The sequence below is a fragment of the Marinobacterium rhizophilum DSM 18822 genome (genome assembly GCF_000378045.1).
Classification (GTDB): domain Bacteria; phylum Pseudomonadota; class Gammaproteobacteria; order Pseudomonadales; family Balneatricaceae; genus Marinobacterium_A; species Marinobacterium_A rhizophilum.
Genome location: NZ_KB899106.1, coordinates 66,494 through 83,935 on the forward strand (window position 1 = coordinate 66,494; position 17,442 = coordinate 83,935).

A 17,442-nucleotide genomic window follows, 5' to 3' on the forward strand; every position below is an offset into this window, starting at 1 on the left:
AAATAAAACCAGACCGACGGCCATTATACGGAAGATTGCACTGTGGAACCGATCCCCACGAGAGATTGTGAAGCGCTGGTACAGGAAATACGCCAGTGCCGACACTGCCAGGGCCTGCCGGAGACTGCACACCCCATCGTGCAGGCGGCCCACGACGCCCGGATTCTCATCATAGGGCAGGCCCCTGGCCGGCGTACCACAGCCCTTGGCCGCCCGTTTGACGATGCCAGCGGCGATCGGTTGCGAGACTGGCTCGGGCTTGACCGGCAACAATTTTACGCGGCCTCCTGCCTCGCCATCATGCCGATGGGATTTTGCTATCCAGGCGCATCTGCCAGTGGTGACAAGCCACCCCGCCGGGAATGCGCACCGTTATGGCACCCGCGCCTGCTCGACGCCCTGCCGAATATCCGTCTGACGCTGCTGGTAGGTCAATATGCCCAGCGGCATTACCTGCCAGGCACCTTTACCACCCTCACCGACGCGCTATTGCGCTGGCGCGAGCTGCCACCCCACTGCCTTCCACTGCCCCACCCCTCGCCGCGCAACCAGCGCTGGTTCAGGAACAACCCCTGGTTCGACACCGAGCTGCTGCCAGAATTACGCCTGCGTGTACAAAGCGCTTTGGCATAAGCGTCGTTACTGCTCGGTCATCACGGCCATTCAGGCATCAGAGCTGTCGTAGGCAGGCACGTACAGCCGCCAGATAAGCGCGCTGCAGTGCCGGACCCGCATCTTCTGCATAGCGCAGCTGCACGTACAGGCGCGCCACTGTACCGATCATGGGCGCCAGATCGGGACGGGCCAGTGCAACCCGCTGCGCATAGGTACCTACCGGCTCACCCGGCCGACGCCCAAGTCCGCGACGCTCAAACTTGCTGCTCAAACGCAGCAGCGCCGCATCCACCGGGTTTTTCGTCCTGGGTCTGCGCTGGCGCAGCAGGCCGAGCGCGACCCAACCCAGCACGACACTGAACGGGATCAGCAGTGCCAGCGCCAGTTTCCACAACGCAAGATCACCGAACAGTTTCTGCAGCAACTCACCCTGGCGCAGCTGGTAGCTGAGTACCCAGCGGTGCCAGACAAAGTTCAGCGCATCGGCCCGCAGTCGCAAGGTCGTAATCCAGCCGATATGACCAAAACGCACCGGCGACAACGGTGTATCAGCCAGAAATCCCGGCTGGCTCGCCAGCAGCTGTTCGGCACTCTGCTCGATACGCTCTGGCGCCACCGCCGCGGTCGGATCGACGCGCACCCATCCTCGGCCCTCGTACCAGACCTCAGTCCAGGCGTGAGCCTCAAACTGGCGTACCACCAGATAGGACTCATAGGGATTCCATTCCCCCCCCAGATAGCCACCGACAATGCGGGCGGGCACCCCTGCGGCCCGCAGCAAAAAGGTCAGGCTACTGGCAAAGTGGCCGCAAAAGCCCTCGCGCGTATCAAACAGAAAATCATCAATGCTGTCGTCGCCCAGGCGCTCAGGTGTCAGGGTATAGCGAAACTCCCGCGCATAGAGTGCCAGCGCCCGTGCCACCAGCGCTTCAGTGGAACTGTCCTGGGCCCGCCAGGACAACGCCATCTCTCGGGCGCGGGCATTACCCTGCTCCGGCAGCGCGAGGTAGCGTTCGCGCTGGGCAGCCGAGAGTGGCTGATAGCTGCTGGCCGACAGGCGCGATGCGAGCGAAAAATCCACCCGCTGACGGATCCTGGCCGGCGCCCTCAGTGTCTGATTGGCCAGCAAGCGCAATGGCCAGGGCGCCGACACTGGATAATCCAGTGCATACACCCAGGACCGGCCACTCGGCTCCTGGGTAATGCGGTAGCGCAACAGCGCGCCTGGCTCCGGCGGCAGTGGTTGCGCTGACTGCGACAGGGTACGGCGGCCTTCGGCTTCCCAGCGCCGGCCGTCGAACAGGTCATAGGTCAGGCCGCGCCAGTATAGACTGGACGGCGGCGGCGACCGGCCGTTATCAAATTCGGCCCGAAATACGATCTCACTGGAACCGGTTAAACGACTCACGTCCCCGGGCGACAGCGTATCTGAAAGCCCCGTACGGGCCTCCTCCTGTGCCAGCGGAGCGTACCAGATCGGGCCGATGCGCGGCATCAGCACGAACAGCACCACCATCAGCGGCAGCGCCGGCAGCGCCAGTCGCACCGAGGCCCGCAACGGACGCCAGAAGTCGGGATGGCGTTCACTCTGGTAAACCGCATTCAACGCCGCCGTAATCAGCACGATCAACAGCGCGACATAGAGCGCGTGCAGCAAAGTCTGACCGAACAGCAACTCCGTGGCAGCGAGAAAATAGGCCACATAGATCAGCACCAGCGCATCGCGCCGCTTGTAAATTTCGAGCAGTTTGAGCGAGAAACCGGCGAACAACAATGCCACGGCGAGCTCAGGCCCATTGCCGCGGCCGATCGATGCGATCACCCCGATGCCGGCGGTCACCGCCATCATGAATTTTACGCTCCAGTGCGGAAAGGACGTGCGGCCCAGGTGCACCCACAAACGCCAGCCCAATGCCCCCAGAGTCATCAGCGGTAGCCACCAGGGCAAGCGCAGGCTGTGGGGCAACAGCACCGCGACCACCATCAGCAATTGCCACAGCAACGCCGGGCGAGTCAGCTGGTACGCGGCCTTCACTGCGGTGCCCGCCCATGCAACGCCAACGCGCGCAGCACCTGATGGCGGTGCCGGCCGCCCCGCCCCGGAGCAATTTCAAGCCCAGGCAGGCGCAAGCCGTACTCCAGCCCCTGGCGCGCCAGTTTCAGGGTCCAGTAGCACAGCCTGGACAAGCGCTGCTCGGTATCAAGCTCAGGCCAGAATGACCAGTCAAGCCAGAGTTGCTCATCAGCATGATCGACAAACTGCTTGGCATGCAAACCCTGGCCAGCAGCCAGCTGCTTCCAGGCGATATGGCGCGGTGACATGCCCCGCTGATAGGCTTCAAGGCCCGCGAAATCCTCGCTACCCTGAATGCTGGCGACTGCGCCCCGCTCACCGCGGCCGGCGCCGTGCGGCAACAGGCCGCCTTCCAGTGGTCGAGGGTACGCCAGCGCCTTGAGATCGGTCTCGAGCCAGGTCCAGGCCCGCAGCAGCCCAAGCGGATACAGCGTCTCGATCAGCAAGGCACCCGGGCTCCACCAGCCCCGCTCAACAGCCGGGGCGTAGAGCCGCACACGCCTTTCACTGTCATCGATAAGATCACAGCTCACCGGCGCCTGCTCCACCCAGGACAGTTGCAGGGCTTCGTAATTGCGCCGCCGGCCGGCCCGCAGCAGCAGTTCAAATTCTGCGCTCTCCCCCACCAGGCAGGGGCGGGCCGAGAGCGCAGTGATGCTGAGCCCGGCCAGGTTGCTGTACGTATGCAAAATGGAGACGACAAACAACGACAGCAGCAAAAAACTGACGGCATACACCAGGTTGTTTTCGTAATTGATGCCCAGCAGCAGGATCACCAGTGCGGCAAACAGAAACCAGAGCCCTGCCGGGGTCGGAAAGATGAAAATGCGGTTTTGTGTCAGGGTCAGGCTACGGGCCGGCGCATGGCGGCGCAAAGCCCAGCGCCGCGCCCTGGCCCCGAGCCGACGACGCCAGGACTCAGTCACGCCGCCCCCTGAACAACCACTGCGGCCCCAATCGCCGGCGAAAGCCGCCAAGCAGCCTGTCGGGCTTGGCCGATCGTAGCGAGGGAAAGGCCGATTTGTGGCGTTTTTCGAACTATTTTGAGGCGATAAATCGGCAGGATGGCCGATTTACACAGCGATAGCTGCCCACAGGGCACGCTACAGGGATGTAGCTTGTGAATAGTGGTTCTATTTAACAAAAAAAAGGACATAAAATGGCCAAATTCGGATTCTCCGCAGTAGATCAGTGCTAAGTCCGACGGGCTGCTACCCAACCACATCAACCTGTTCCAGCATCTGCCGGATCAACGCCTCGCTGCCATGCCCTCCTACCTGTTCCGCGGCGCGCAGGCGATGGCCCACCACCGGTTCAAGCAGCGCTTGCAGGTCTTCGGGAACGACATAATCCCGCCCATGCATGTAGGCCCAGGTACGGGCACACTGAAGCAGCGCGAGACTGCCTCGCGGCGACACGCCATAGGCAAACTGAGGGGCTTCGCGAGTGTATTGCACCAGGCGCTGCAAATAGTCGATCAGGCTGCTGGAGACCCTCACAGCCTGGCACTCTGCGCGAATCGCCCCCAGGTCGTCCTGATCGATACACACCGGCAGCGGACTGCGCCGGCTGCGGCTGTGGCCCTCGGTGAGCAGCTGACGCTCGGCCTCGGGCGCGGGGTAACCCAGCTCTATGCGCATCAGAAAGCGGTCAAGCTGGGACTCCGGCAGCGGAAAGGTACCGAACTGTGTATTCGGGTTCTGGGTCGCGATAACAAAAAAGGGTTCGGGCAGCGGATGGGTCTGGCCATCAAGCGTAACCTGTCGCTCCTCCATGGCTTCCAGCAGCGCACTTTGCGTCTTGGGTGTCGTGCGATTGATTTCATCAGCCAGCAGCATCTGGGTGAACACCGGCCCGGGATGAAAACGAAAGGCCGACGTGCTCTGATCGAAAATCGAGACACCCACAATGTCGGCCGGCAGCATGTCACTGGTGAATTGAACGCGCTGAAAACTCAATCCCAACACCTGGGCCAGACCATGGGCCAGGGTCGTTTTCCCCATACCCGGAAGATCTTCAATCAGCAGGTGCCCCTGGGAAAACAGGCAGGTCAGCGCCATGCGGATCTGGCTCTCCTTGCCCAGAACCAGCGTGCCGACGTTGCTGACTGCAAGCTCGACCTTGTCCCTCAGGGCGACACTCTGTTTGTTTATTGCAGACGATACCTGCATTAACCCTACCTCAAAATCGGACGCCTATACGGACCTCCGCACGCTGTTGTTAACCTGGCGAACACCCAAGCTCCCTGCCTGACAGTACGTTACCCCAAATAGCGACACATGGGCATGAAAGTGCTGGATTTTATGACAGGCTAACAATAATGATAATGCATAATGATCGACGGCTCGCCAAACTGGCTGATGCAAGAAGCTCTACACATTAAAACACCCGCCGTTGATACAACCGGCAGGTGTTTGGGAAGCCTCGCGCCACCGCTATAAACGGCGACGCCTTAGAATTTGAGTGGAATGGAGTCGCGGTGGTAATCCATCACGACATCGGCACAGGTTTCATCATGGGGGACGATCTGCACCAGATTGGCCTCATGCACCCCGGCACGATGACAGACGTCATAGGCCTGCGTCACGTTGGCACAAGTGATAACGGTACCACTTCTGTCCTTGATCAGATCCTTGCCGCCTTCGTACTCCACCTCTACGACCATCGGGCCACAGCCGGATTCGATAAAATTTACCGTTTTCAGCTTGTGGCTTGCAGCCAATGCCTTGAACTCGGAAATTTGCATGTACGCCCTCCACGGATTGCACGCTTGCAACAGCTTAGAGACACAGCGCCTCCACAGGTTCATTGCAACCCTTCGGCTTTAACCAACCCCGTGCGAAAACCGGACCATCCGGCTGACCGCCTCTGCTGTCACTGCAGTATAGGAGCATAAGCGCCGCAGGGTATGATCCTGGGCGGGTGACGCGGTCAGAGACATTCGGTTATGACGCCACACTGGCAGCTTGCAGCGATAACAAATTCGTATTGGGTATGGCGCCGATCAGCGGCTTTCCATACAGGTACCCCTGTACCCGGCGACAGCCAAAGGCATAGAGCAAATCACGCTGCGCCAACGTTTCCACCCCCTCTGCAATAACCTCCAGATCAAGCTGGGCTGACATGGCAATGACTGCCTGAATTATCTGGCGGTCTTCTTCATCCTCACCGATATCCTTCACAAAGCAGCGATCAATCTTCAGCGTATCCACCGGCAGCTGCTTGAGCAGCGCAAGCGATGAATAGCCGGTACCAAAATCATCGATGGAGATCCGTATGCCTAGCCGCTTGAGGGCGTTAAGAATGGCGATGGTCGCCTCCAGATCATCCATCAGCGTACTTTCGGTAATCTCGAACTCCAGCAACTCCGGCGCAACGCCGGACTCGCTCAGGATAGTCTGTACTTCAATCATGAAATGCTTGTCACGGAACTGCTGCGGGCTGATGTTCAGCGCCACCGGCACAACATCCAGTTGCGACTCGATGCGCGCTACCAGCCCCTGGCATACGTTACGCAATACCCAGAAGCCCAGCGGCACAATCAGCCCCGATTGTTCCGCCGCCGGAATAAATTGGCCTGGCATCAGCAGGCCCTGCTCGGGATGATGCCAGCGTACCAGCGCCTCAAAGCCAGCCACTCGATCATGCTCAATATTGACGATCGGTTGAAAGGCCAGCGACAGTTGCCGGTTCGCGAGCGCATGGCGCAGGTCTTCCTCCAGCTGCATCAGCCGCGAGACCTCGCGCTGCATCTCAACGTTAAAAAACGCGACGCAGTTTTTGCCACGGCGCTTGGAGGCATAGAGCGCCATATCGGCATTGCGCAACAACTGGCTGGCAGAGTCGCCATCATGGGGCGCCAGCGTTATGCCGATCGAGGTACTGATTACCAGATCCCGGTTGTTAAGACGTACTGGCCGACCGAGTTCCTGGACTATTTTTTCAGCCAGCCTTAGCAGATCATGCTGCCCACCGCTGATAAACAGCACCACGGCAAATTCATCGCCGCCCAGACGAGCGACAATGTCATTGGCCCTGACCTGAGCCCGCAAACGATTGGCAACCGCCACCAGCAGCTGATCGCCGACCTCATGGCCCATGGAGTCGTTGATGCGCTTGAAATCATCCAGATCGAGATACAGTAGCGCAACGGCACGGCCGCTGTAGGATTGCTCGCGCAGCGCCTGACCGAGTTGTTCGTTCAGCAAACGCCGGTTAACGAGACCTGTAAGATAATCATGGTAGGCCAGATCATGCAGCTCCCGCGTGCGCGCTTCCACCAGCCCGCGTAACCGATAGGGCTCGCGCAGAACATAGTGCACCAGCCAGGCGATAATCAGCGCCGCAAACAGGCTGAGAACATGGCCAAAGCCCAATACGAGGCCGCCGCCATCATGGCCACCGTGACTCATGCGCAACAGCCAGCGGTCATTGGGCACCCGCACATCCAGTGTCTGCATGTTGTCACCGACAAGCGGGCCTCCCCCGCTGAACACGACCTGCTCAGGCGCAGCGGGGCTTGCAGGGCTGACAAGCTCGTACTGATAGCCATTTTGGGCCAGCTTCTGCAGGTCGGTCACCGACAGAAGCCGATCAATATCAATGACCGCCGACACAAAACCCCAAAACTCATCCTTGGCACCAGGCCCCGGCAGATACACGGGATTACGCCCGATGACCGCTCTGCCGCCCTGCACCAAAGCAAGGGGGCCATTGATGGTCAGCCGATTATCATCCCGCGCCCGGGCGGTAGCGATGGCTGTTGGGCCATGTTCGAATACATTCAGCCCCAGCGCCGCTTCGTTAGCCGCAAATGGATATATCTGGCTGTTAACGCCAGCAGGTGCAAGCTGCAAACTTGAAACCGCGGGAAAGTCACGCAGTATCTCGGCCGCACGGGCAACGAAATCCGCAGGTTCCCCATTACTGCGGCGCACCTCGTGGGCCAGCAGTTCGGTTGAAAGCAGAGAAAGATTGAGCAAACGCTCGACGGAGCTGACCTGGGTGTTGATCAGATCACGAATCAGGGAGGCCTGTTCACGTTGCTGCAAGGTCTGATTGAGCTGGTTCCAGTAGAAACCGAGCGCCAGTACGGCCGCGAAAACGCAGAAGGAAAATACAGAAGTTTTACGCAGCACCCAGACCCCTTTAGCAATTACCGGTGATACATCCTTGCATCGGTAGCCGCATAATCAACTTCACCCGCGTTGCAATCTCAACGTCGCGAAGCCTGTCTCAGCCCAGACGCAGGCAACCGGGGAATGTTATCTAAAGTCAGGTGTCATCCGTAACAGAGTCAACATGCGTGAAGGGCTCACGCATAGACAACCGGATACCGGGTATCCGGTTGCCATGCCGGCGAGGCAGCCTCGCCGGCTGGGCGCAACGGCTTAGTGGTGGTGACCACCTTCACCGTGGGCATGGCCGTGCTGCAATTCTTCTTCACTGGCCTCGCGCACATCCACTACTTCCACCGAGAAGTTCAGTGTTTCACCGGCCAGCGGGTGGTTGCCGTCCAGCTGCACGCTATCGTCGGCCACGGCGATAACTGTTACCGGCTGTTCGCCCCAGGGGGTCTGAGCCAGAAACTGCATGCCGACCTCGATTTCTTCTACGCCGACAAAGTTGCTGCGCTCGACATCCTGAACCAGGTCTTCGCGGCGTTCGCCATAACCACGCTCGGGTTCAACGGTGACATCCAGCTTGTCGCCGACCGTTTTGCCAGCCAAAGCAGACTCGAGACCTTCAACGATGTTGCCACCGCCGTGCAAGTAGGCCAGCGGTTCCTGGCCTGCGGATGTATCAATCACGTCGCCTGCGGCGTTCTTAAGAGTGTAGTGAATCTGCACCACGGTATTTTGAGCTATCTGCACTGGTATTACTCCGTTCTGTCGTCACAACTGACTCAGATCACCATCGGATTTCCCGCCCGGATAGGACATTCGAGACCTGGCACTGAACAGCAGACATTTAAGTATTTGAAAACCTGTGTGAGCCACCCGCAGACAACGCCACCAAGCATTCCCCGCGCATCCTAACGTGCCGACAGACGACTGTCACCCCTTGCAGGGTTCATCTGGCGCCACAGGCACGTATCAGTCGCTCCGCGTCAGCTCCCTGGTCGCATAGTCCCAGCGCCAGATACCACTGCCGCTGAAGTTGACCCCGCCGATCCAGCGGTCGATCGGCTGCTCCGCCAGCCAGTCGCGCTCTTCATCGAGCACTTGCCGCCCCTTTTGCGTAAGGGAGAAACGCAGCGCCAGGAAAGCGTCATCGCAGCCGCTCAGGCCCGGTCGAACAAAACGGCCGCCTTCAGCATGCAGCAGCGCACAGGGCGCCCGAAGCAACCCTTCGAGCACACGCCAAAAACTGGCGTCGCCCATAAATGCGATCTCCTCTTCGGCACGCACTGCCCGAAACAAGCCCGCAGGATCTTGCACGCCATCGCGCACCGACTGCAGTACCTGCCTTTCAGTACGGTTGACTCCCCACGGGCCCGGATATTCCTGCAACAAACGCTCAATCGCGCTGGCAAGAAACGGTAACGCCGACAAATCCTGGCGCAGTATTTGTGCCAGCATGCGGGGGTTAGCGTTACAAAATGCCTGCCAGGCATCCACGGCCAGATTCATCTGTCGCTCGGTCACGCGCTGCCTCGTAGCGAAATAAGCAGCCGCACGCGCCGCTTGGGCCTGCCCCAGGTCGGCCTGCCCCAGGAGGGCCTGCCCCAGGTAATCCGCCACCAGCACCAGCTCTGGCCACGCCAGGCCCTGACCTTCCTCGTGATACCAGCTCAACAGTTGCAACAGATGCAGCTGATCAAAGAGTTCAAACGAGTTCCATATAACAACGCCACCCTCGCGTGCAGCGCGTCTGAACAGCGCATCCCGGGCCTGAAAATGCGTCTGGGCTTCGAAGTCGGTCGCCCAGCCGCAGCTGGCGATAAAGGCGGCGCGCACGCGGGACAACTCATCCAGGCTCAGCCCGCCCGGCACCGGGCCCTCATGCAGCACATCACTCCAGGCCAGGTATTCACCACCAATACCGGCGCATTGCAGCCACTGATTCGCCATGTCGCCGTTCGTTATATGCAGCATGAATCTTGTCCTCCTTACTAAAGCGGATTACGAGACAACGAACACTTCATTAGGGCTGGCGATTCCTGACCAGCATACCTTCGGCGGCTTCCACATGGGGGTTGCCGAAACCCTGCACCGTGCGAATACGTCGATTGCGCTCCAGTTCCCAGCTATCGACGGGGTCGGCACGGTTCCAGATTTCCAGCAGGCGTGTCTCGCTCTTGCTCAAGCGCAACTGGTAACGGTCACGCATGTAAAAATAAATGCGCGCAATATCGCCCCGAACCGCATCGGTAGGCTCCACCATGCGCCCCTTGAAGTCGACCTCAACATCACAGGCTCCATAGGCGCGCGGCTCGCCGGAAATCATCCCGTAAGCGTAGTTCGAACGATCACCGTTGACCTCGCCAATGGCCGGCACCAGGTTGTTCATGTCAGCTTCCATGCGCTTGAAGTCGGGGTCTTTACTGCATGCCCGACGACCGCCCTGCTCCCAGCACTGACGCTGGTGCCCGAATACCCAGGCCGGCATAACGTGCTCCCACTCAATACGTCCGGCACGGTTGGCATTCTTGCGTGCCTGATAGCCACAACTGGCCAGATCCGGCTCAAGGCGCTTGCCCCGTGCGCCGTAGCGGCAACCGCAGTAAAAGGATTGAGGGTTATCGGCATAGATGGTTGCCAGTTCGCGCTTTGCCGCACTGAAGGACGCCGGCGGACCGGCAAACGCATAAAGTGGCAATAACAATGCCACCCACAACATACGCATAAGAAAAGTTTCCGCACTGCAAGCCTCCTGCTGTTACAACAGACATCCTGTCTGCATTGAGAATGGGCATCGCCCGAACCATAAAGTGAACATTCGGAATATTCAGCAAAATTTAGGACTAACTCCTAAATATTTTTCGCATGACGTTCGCTACAGTTATTCCCAGCGTAACTATGCCCGGCATTGGGTTGCCCGGCATTGGGTATAGAACAACATTCGGCGCATCGGATGCGACCCGAAATCACAACCGCACCAATTGAGGCAATCGAAATGGAAAGCACCTGCCCCTCATGCGAACTCCTGATCACCCAACAACGCCTCCATCCCTACCTGGTCAATATCAGCTCATTGCAGGACAGCCAGTTATATAAATGCCGCTGCTGCAACAGCTACCTGCATCGTTATCTAAACCAGTGGGAAATCATCAGCATCGGCTATTACGACGAACGCCAGAATCCGCCGGTGCCCAGCGCTGACGCCGGTAGCGACACAGCCGCTTCTGGCCCGTCTGCCAGCGACCGAACATTGGTTCCCGGCCGCCAGTAGAACACCCGGCGCAGAACTATACGCCCGCAGGGCCGGATTCATCAATACAGCCATCACGGGGGCAAATATCTCCATGCCCAATACGTTCAGCTTTATGCAAGCAACCATCGTGACACAACGCCTGACAGTTACGGACCTGCTGGAACCTGTCAGGTTACCTGCGTGCCGCTCATCGGACAGCAAGCCCGGCGCTGTCCTGGCTGCCGGACTCCAGAGTAAGAATCTGTCAGTTAATGCATGCCAAACGAAACAGCCAGGCCTCAACCGCCGGCGTTTCCCGCAGGATCCCGGTATACGATGAACGCTCCTTGCCACTGCGCCACCCTGATGAGTGCACCGGCCCCATCCGTTATCGATATCGATCAGTTCAGCATTCTGTTTGACAGTGACAACCTCTGCATTGCGCGCTGCAATATCTGTGGTACCTGGCTCGCCAACGAAACAGGCTGCTGGGAGCCGCTGCTGCGCTATCAATGCATTCAGGCGAACGAACGCGCCTAACAAATCGTTGAAAAGCGTGTTCGAAGCAGCCAAGACAAGGAAAAATCCTCGAAGAACCGCTATTTTCGTGGAGTCAATGAGGACTTTTAACACAGGGTTAGCCCTGCAGGCGGAATTTCAGCAGCCTGTGCAGGAACCTGTCAACCTGGCGTACAAACAGGCTGGGCGGGAATTCAATAATCCGACAATAAGCGCCACACTCCGAATTAAGCGTAACGGCTGCTGAACGCCAGGGCATGCGTCCATGCAACGGGAAAACGTCGCCTGCGTAGCGCCTTCGCCCGTTTGAAAGTTGAATTCGATCAGGCGTGGGCCCTTTTGCGATCCTGGGCCGCCTTTTCCAGCGCAGCATGAATAGCGGGGTATTCCTCCAGCGTGCGAACCAGGTCATCACGCCGCAACTCGTATAACGAACAGGGGGTCACCGCCTTGACGGTGGCACTGCGGGTCTCCTGGTTCAATAACGCCATCTCACCGCAGAAGTCTCCGGCCATCAGGGTTGCCAACTGGCGTTCAACGTCCCCTTCCTTGCGGATAACACGGACCACACCGCGTGCAATCAGATACACGGAGTACCCGGTATCACCCTGGGTAATGATATTTTCGCCCTCCGCCACCGTGACTGATCGCATTCGGGTTGCCAGTTGTGCGAACGCAGATTCGGGTATGTCCTGCAGAAAGGGCACCTTGCGCAACAGTTCCGACGGCTCGACCCGCAGCTTTTTGATTTCAGCCCCACGAAGCTGCTTCAGCTTTGCCTGCATTTCGTGCTCCAGTGTCTCGGCGATACCCTGCGGCAGGGTTCCACGCATCAGCTGCTCATCGATCGCTTCACCTTCTGCCAGCAGGATCAGTCGCTGTCCCAGGCGCTCCTGCATATCGGCGACGAATTCTGGAAACTGTTCGGCCATCTGATCGAGCTGCGTGCAGGCGGCGCTATGCCACGCTTCATACTGCTGCCTGACCTCGGCAGCCACCTGCGGAGAAATGGATTCCATTTCCACCAGCTCGTCAAACCGCTCGAGTACGCGACCACAGCTCTGGTAGCGCCCCCAGGCGATCTCATAATCCTTGGCCACCCGCCGGATCCGCAAGCGCTGTGCGTAGCCTGCCAGCACGCCAAACCGATCCAGCAGACGCAAGCGTAACTGCTCCAGCACACTGGGCTGTCGCGTACTGAACGCAATGTGTTCAAGGTTGCTCTGAAAGCGCACCGTATCCAGGTCCAGCGCAACGCGTTGTCGCAATTGCCAGAACGCCGCTTCGCAAATGTGCCCCTTGTTGAACATGTCTATAAACAGCGATTGTTCTTCGGCGAAACCACGCAGATAGAGCAGTCGACGCTCCTCGTTGGTGTCCAGTTCCGCGAGGCGCAGCTGATCCAGCTCCTCACGGATACTCAGCAACTCGCGGTCGGAGTTGAGCTGCAGGCGTTGTGCGATGGAACCCGAGAAAAGCCCGCCTTCCATCAGCTCCGGAATACGACTGCGGGCGCGCCCCTTGGCCAGCAAATTACCTTCCACCCGGGCGAACCGGTCCGCCAGGGACGGGCGATCCAGTGCCAGGCGGTGTACCAGCGCATTGATCGAGAGCCCCTGCACCAACAACGTAAACAGCACGGCGCCCATGACCAGGGTGGTAAAGATGGCGGAATACTCAAAGGGCGGCAAACTCAGCACGATTGCCAGCGCAATCGCACCGCGCAAGCCACCCCAGTAGATCACGGCCTTGTACCCCAGCCCCACCGGTTGAGCGCCCGGCAGACGCTCAACCAATGGCATGAGACCGAACACCACCACCAGGCGGGATAGCAGCATGCCCAGGATGACCCAGACCAGAAGCGGCATGGCATCGAGCAATGCCGTCACCTCTGCCTGCATGCCCACCATCAGAAAAATCAGCGCGGTTGCGATGAATGCCATGTATTCCCAGAAATGTTCCAGGTATGCACGCACCGGCGGGCTTACCTTAATCCAGCCCCAGCCGCTGAATGTCAGCGCAGCCGCTACCGTGGCCATCACCCCGCTGACATGAAACACCTCTTCGGCAATCAAAAAGGAGGTGTAGGCCAGGATGGTGGTCAATGTTATCTCGATGAAATGATGACCCTGCAGCAGCGTCAGGAGATAACCCGTGACCAGTGCCATCAGCCAGCCCACGATCAGCCCCCCGGCGAACACCACCACGAAGTCCAGCACGCCTTCCAGCACGCTCTGGACCGACACGGCGCCGGCGACCAGAATGCCCACCAGCACCCGGGCCAGCACAATGGAGGTGGCATCATTGAACAGGCTCTCACCTTCAACCAGTACCGTTAGCCTTCGCGGTGCGCCCAGTCGCTTGAACAACGAGATGACAGCCACCGGATCGGTGGCGCTCAGTATGGCACCCAGTAACAGCGCCGCCGAAAATGACACCGGCGTCGCCAGCGCCATAACGCCGCCAATGATAAAGGTGGACACCAGCAGGCCGGGCACGGCCAACATCACAACCGGCGCCAGATCACGCCTTAACTGGCGGGAATCAAGGTGAAAGGCGGACTCGAACACCAGCGTGGGCAGAAAGACGTACAAAATCAGACCCGAGGATATTTCAATGCCATCCAGCGGGCCCAGCGCCTGTGGGTAGGATTGCGCGATCTCCGCCAGGGCCGCACCCACGAGCACCAGCGCTACCGTAAAGGGAAATCTCAGCCGTTCGGTAACCGCCAGCGTTACGGCCGCAATCAGCAACAAGGCAATAATGCCGGCCACAAGATGGGCGATATGCAGAGCAGACTCCATGAGCATGCCTCGGCTGAACGATGCTGATTGTTATATTAAAGGAGTCGAAACATCAGCTGGTCAAATTATAACCACAAGTTGATTCCTTGTGCCGCACAGCCCACGCCCACCGCATCGGGCTTAGACGCGCGCAATGTCACAGTAAAAGGCTAAAAACAAAATACCCCATAGTTGCAAAAGATACTGAACATTGGCGAAACATATATATTTTACTCGCCAAAAACACCTAAATAACAGGGTAAAAGGTTGAAATAGCCCGCGCCTGCCTGTAAATTTAGTTTCATATAAGAATATCAACAAAGACTGCACTCTTGCGTCAATACCCTCGGCATCGCGACACGCGGCGCAACAGGCCTGCGGGATTGGCTTTAACGTAACGAGTGTTGATTCGTGTTCTAAAATAAGACTGTGCAACGGACTCCAATATGATCAATCCGAGCGAACTCCAGTACCTCAGCGGCTTTGGCAACGAGCACGAAACCGAGGCTTTGCCCGGCGCCCTGCCCCGGGGGCAGTTCAACCCTCAGCGCTGCAATTACCAGCTGTACACCGAACAATTCAGCACTACAGCGTTCACCGCACCGCGCCACAGCAACAGGCGCACCTGGACGTATCGCATACGTCCTTCCATCGCCATGGGTGATTTCGGCCCCATGGACAAGGGACTCATCCGCACCGCCCCCATCACGGAAGTAGACTGCCCACCCAATGTCATGCGCTGGGACGCCCTGGCAATGCCCGACACCCCTACCGATTTTATTGACGGCATGATCACTGTCGCGGCCAATGGTGATGCGCGTAGCCAGGTCGGTATCGGTATACACGTTTATCGCGCCAACACCGGCATGGGCCAGCGTGTGTTTTACAACGCCGATGGTGAAATGCTCTTTGTACCGCAGCAGGGCGCGATACTGGCCTATACGGAACTTGGCATCCTGCATGCCAAACCGGGTGAAATCCTGGTGATTCCGCGCGGCATCAAGTTTCACATTGAGCTGCCGGACGGCCCGGTACGCGGCTATATCTGTGAAAACTACGGTACGGTCCTGCATCTGCCAGAGCGCGGTCCGGTCGGTGCCAACGGCTATGCGAATGATCGTGATTTCCAGTATCCGGTCGCCTGGTTCGAAGACAAGGACGGCGATTACGAAGTCGTCGCCAAGTTCTGCGGTGGATTGCACCGCGCATCCATCAACCACTCGCCCTTGGATGTTGTGGCCTGGGTGGGAACTTCGGCGCCCTACAAGTACGACCTGGCGCGTTTCAATGTCATCAACACGGTCAGTTACGACCACCCGGACCCGTCGATATTTACCGTGCTGACGTCACCCAGCGAAAGCGCAGGCGTTGCCAATGTCGACTTCGTCATCTTCCCGCCACGCTGGATGGTGGCGGAAAACACCTTCAGGCCACCCTGGTATCACCGCAATATGATGAGTGAGTTCATGGGACTGATTGAAGGCGTCTATGATGCCAAGGAAGAGGGCTTCGAACCCGGAGGCATGAGCCTGCACAACTGCATGACACCCCATGGCCCGGAGGCCGCCGTATTCGAAAAGGCAAGCGCAGCTGAGCTCAAGCCTGAGCAGTACAAGGACACCCTGGCGTTCATGTTCGAGTCGCGCTATGTGATCGCACCCACGCGCCATGCGCTGGAATCCGACGCACGCCAGCACAACTACGTTGACTGCTGGTCCGGACTGAAAAAATACTTTAACGGCGAGAAATAAAGGCTGGAACAATGACCACTCTAAACGAAACCCACGACAGCACGCTCACCAGCTGGGTCACATCCGCCAACGACGGCGTAACCGACTTCCCGATCCAGAACCTGCCCTTTGCCAGTTTCCGCCACAAGGGCTCCAATGAAAGTTTCCGTGGCGGCGTCGCCATTGGCGATCAGATACTCGACCTGGCCGCGGCGCGGACTTCCGGCCTGTTTGACGGACTCGTCGCCGAGGCCCTGAATGCCGCAGCCCAACCGACACTCAATCACTTCATGGGCATGGGCAAGACAGCCTGGTCGTCGCTCCGCCTGGCCCTTTCCCGGGCATTGCGCAGTGGCAGCGAGGCCGAAGAAACGCTCAAGGACTGCCTGATCGCCCAGTCCAGAGCCGAATACAGCCTGCCATGCAGCATCGGCGATTACACCGATTTTTATACCTCCGTGTACCACGCCACCAGCGTCGGTTCGCTATTCCGCCCGGACAATCCCCTGCTGCCGAACTATAAATGGGTCCCCATCGGCTACCACGGGCGCGCCTCTTCCATTGGTGTATCGGGTCAGACCTTCCACCGCCCCAAGGGCCAGACCAAGGCGCCGGATGCAGCGCAACCCAGCTTTGGCCCCTGCAAGCGTCTCGACTACGAGCTGGAGATCGGCATTTTTATGGGAACAGGCAACAGCCTGGGCGACCCGGTGAGTATTGATGAAGCCGACGATCACGTGTTCGGCATCTGTCTGTTCAACGACTGGTCGGCACGCGATATCCAGGCCTGGGAATACCAGCCGCTGGGCCCCTTCCTGTCAAAGAACTTTGCCTCCACCATTTCGCCCTGGCTGGTGACGATGGAAGCCCTGGCGCCGTATCGCACCGCGTTCAGCCATCCGGCCGAAGATCCGCAGCCGCTGCCCTACCTGAGTTCCGACGCCAACAGCCAGCAAGGTGCCCTGGACATCCAGCTCGAGTGCCTGCTGCAAACCGAGCAGATGCGCATTGAAGGCCAGGAACCGACTCGACTGTCGCAATCCAGCTTCAAGCACTCCTACTGGACTATCGGCCAGATGGTGGCGCACCACACGGTCAATGGCTGCAACCTGCAACCCGGTGACCTGCTGGGCTCGGGAACGCAATCGGGCCCTGCGCATGAGGAAGCCGGCTCCCTGCTGGAGCTAAGTGCTGGCGGCAAGCAGCCGTTTACCCTGCCCAACGGCGAGACCCGCACCTTCCTTGAGGATGGCGACGCCGTGGTCATGCGCGGTCACTGCACCAAGCCCGGTGCTGCCCGCATCGGATTTGGCGAAGTGGTGGGTACGGTACTGCCGGCCCGTCGCTAATACGCGCCCGGACTGAA

Annotated in this window: 14 protein-coding genes; 5 read left to right on the forward strand and 9 right to left on the reverse strand. The window is 59.0% G+C overall.

What is annotated here, in order from left to right; all coding sequences use genetic code 11:
• The first annotated feature begins 42 nt into the window (after nt 1-42).
• Nucleotides 43-633: a uracil-DNA glycosylase family protein gene (locus F451_RS0117875; protein ID WP_026291866.1), complete on the forward strand. Its 591-nt coding sequence runs from the start codon at nt 43-45 to the stop codon at nt 631-633.
• Nucleotides 634-670: 37 nt separating this feature from the next.
• Here F451_RS0117875 and F451_RS0117880 read toward each other — a convergent pair whose 3' ends face one another.
• The 8 genes from F451_RS0117880 to F451_RS0117915 form a co-directional block, all read right to left on the reverse strand.
• Nucleotides 671-2,650, reverse strand: coding sequence for a transglutaminase TgpA family protein (locus tag F451_RS0117880; protein ID WP_020682776.1), 1,980 nt, complete (start codon nt 2,648-2,650; stop codon nt 671-673).
• Nucleotides 2,647-3,615, reverse strand: coding sequence for a DUF58 domain-containing protein (locus F451_RS0117885; RefSeq protein ID WP_026291867.1), 969 nt, complete (start codon nt 3,613-3,615; stop codon nt 2,647-2,649). The genes F451_RS0117880 and F451_RS0117885 overlap by 4 nt, the downstream gene beginning before the upstream one ends.
• A 285-nt stretch (nt 3,616-3,900) precedes the next feature.
• Nucleotides 3,901-4,860, reverse strand: a complete 960-nt coding sequence (locus F451_RS0117890; protein ID WP_020682778.1) for an AAA family ATPase — start codon at nt 4,858-4,860, stop codon at nt 3,901-3,903.
• Nucleotides 4,861-5,141: 281 nt separating this feature from the next.
• On the reverse strand, nt 5,142-5,435 hold the full coding sequence (locus F451_RS0117895; protein ID WP_020682779.1) for a DUF6482 family protein: 294 nt from the start codon (nt 5,433-5,435) through the stop codon (nt 5,142-5,144).
• A 199-nt stretch (nt 5,436-5,634) separates the two neighbouring features.
• A complete protein-coding gene (locus tag F451_RS0117900; RefSeq protein WP_020682780.1) occupies nt 5,635-7,827 on the reverse strand; it encodes a bifunctional diguanylate cyclase/phosphodiesterase in 2,193 nt (730 codons plus the stop codon).
• Between the two features lie 252 nt (nt 7,828-8,079).
• Nucleotides 8,080-8,562, reverse strand: coding sequence for an FKBP-type peptidyl-prolyl cis-trans isomerase (locus F451_RS0117905; protein ID WP_020682781.1), 483 nt, complete (start codon nt 8,560-8,562; stop codon nt 8,080-8,082).
• A 222-nt stretch (nt 8,563-8,784) separates the two neighbouring features.
• Nucleotides 8,785-9,786 carry a hypothetical protein gene (locus F451_RS25960; protein ID WP_020682782.1) on the reverse strand — a complete coding sequence of 334 codons (1,002 nt, stop codon included), beginning with the start codon at nt 9,784-9,786 and terminating at the stop codon, nt 8,785-8,787.
• Nucleotides 9,787-9,835: 49 nt separating this feature from the next.
• On the reverse strand, nt 9,836-10,537 hold the full coding sequence (locus F451_RS0117915; protein WP_020682783.1) for an endonuclease: 702 nt from the start codon (nt 10,535-10,537) through the stop codon (nt 9,836-9,838).
• A gap of 270 nt (nt 10,538-10,807) precedes the next feature.
• Between F451_RS0117915 and F451_RS0117920 the strand changes: the two genes are divergently transcribed.
• On the forward strand, nt 10,808-11,083 hold the full coding sequence (locus F451_RS0117920; protein WP_156826549.1) for a hypothetical protein: 276 nt from the start codon (nt 10,808-10,810) through the stop codon (nt 11,081-11,083).
• A gap of 297 nt (nt 11,084-11,380) precedes the next feature.
• Entirely contained in the window at nt 11,381-11,584 is a 204-nt protein-coding gene (locus tag F451_RS0117925) for a hypothetical protein (protein WP_020682785.1), read from the forward strand.
• A 302-nt stretch (nt 11,585-11,886) separates the two neighbouring features.
• Here F451_RS0117925 and F451_RS0117935 read toward each other — a convergent pair whose 3' ends face one another.
• Nucleotides 11,887-14,367: a cation:proton antiporter domain-containing protein gene (locus tag F451_RS0117935; RefSeq protein ID WP_020682787.1), complete on the reverse strand. Its 2,481-nt coding sequence runs from the start codon at nt 14,365-14,367 to the stop codon at nt 11,887-11,889.
• Between the two features lie 425 nt (nt 14,368-14,792).
• On the opposite strand from F451_RS0117935, the gene hmgA reads away from it, so the two are divergent.
• Together hmgA and fahA are read left to right on the forward strand one after the other, a co-directional pair.
• The gene (gene hmgA / locus F451_RS0117940; protein ID WP_020682788.1) at nt 14,793-16,097 is read left to right on the forward strand and encodes a homogentisate 1,2-dioxygenase; all 1,305 of its coding nucleotides are present in this window, start codon (nt 14,793-14,795) and stop codon (nt 16,095-16,097) included.
• 11 nt (nt 16,098-16,108) lie between these two features.
• Nucleotides 16,109-17,425, forward strand: coding sequence for a fumarylacetoacetase (gene fahA, locus F451_RS0117945; protein ID WP_020682789.1), 1,317 nt, complete (start codon nt 16,109-16,111; stop codon nt 17,423-17,425).
• Nucleotides 17,426-17,442: the final 17 nt, after the last annotated feature.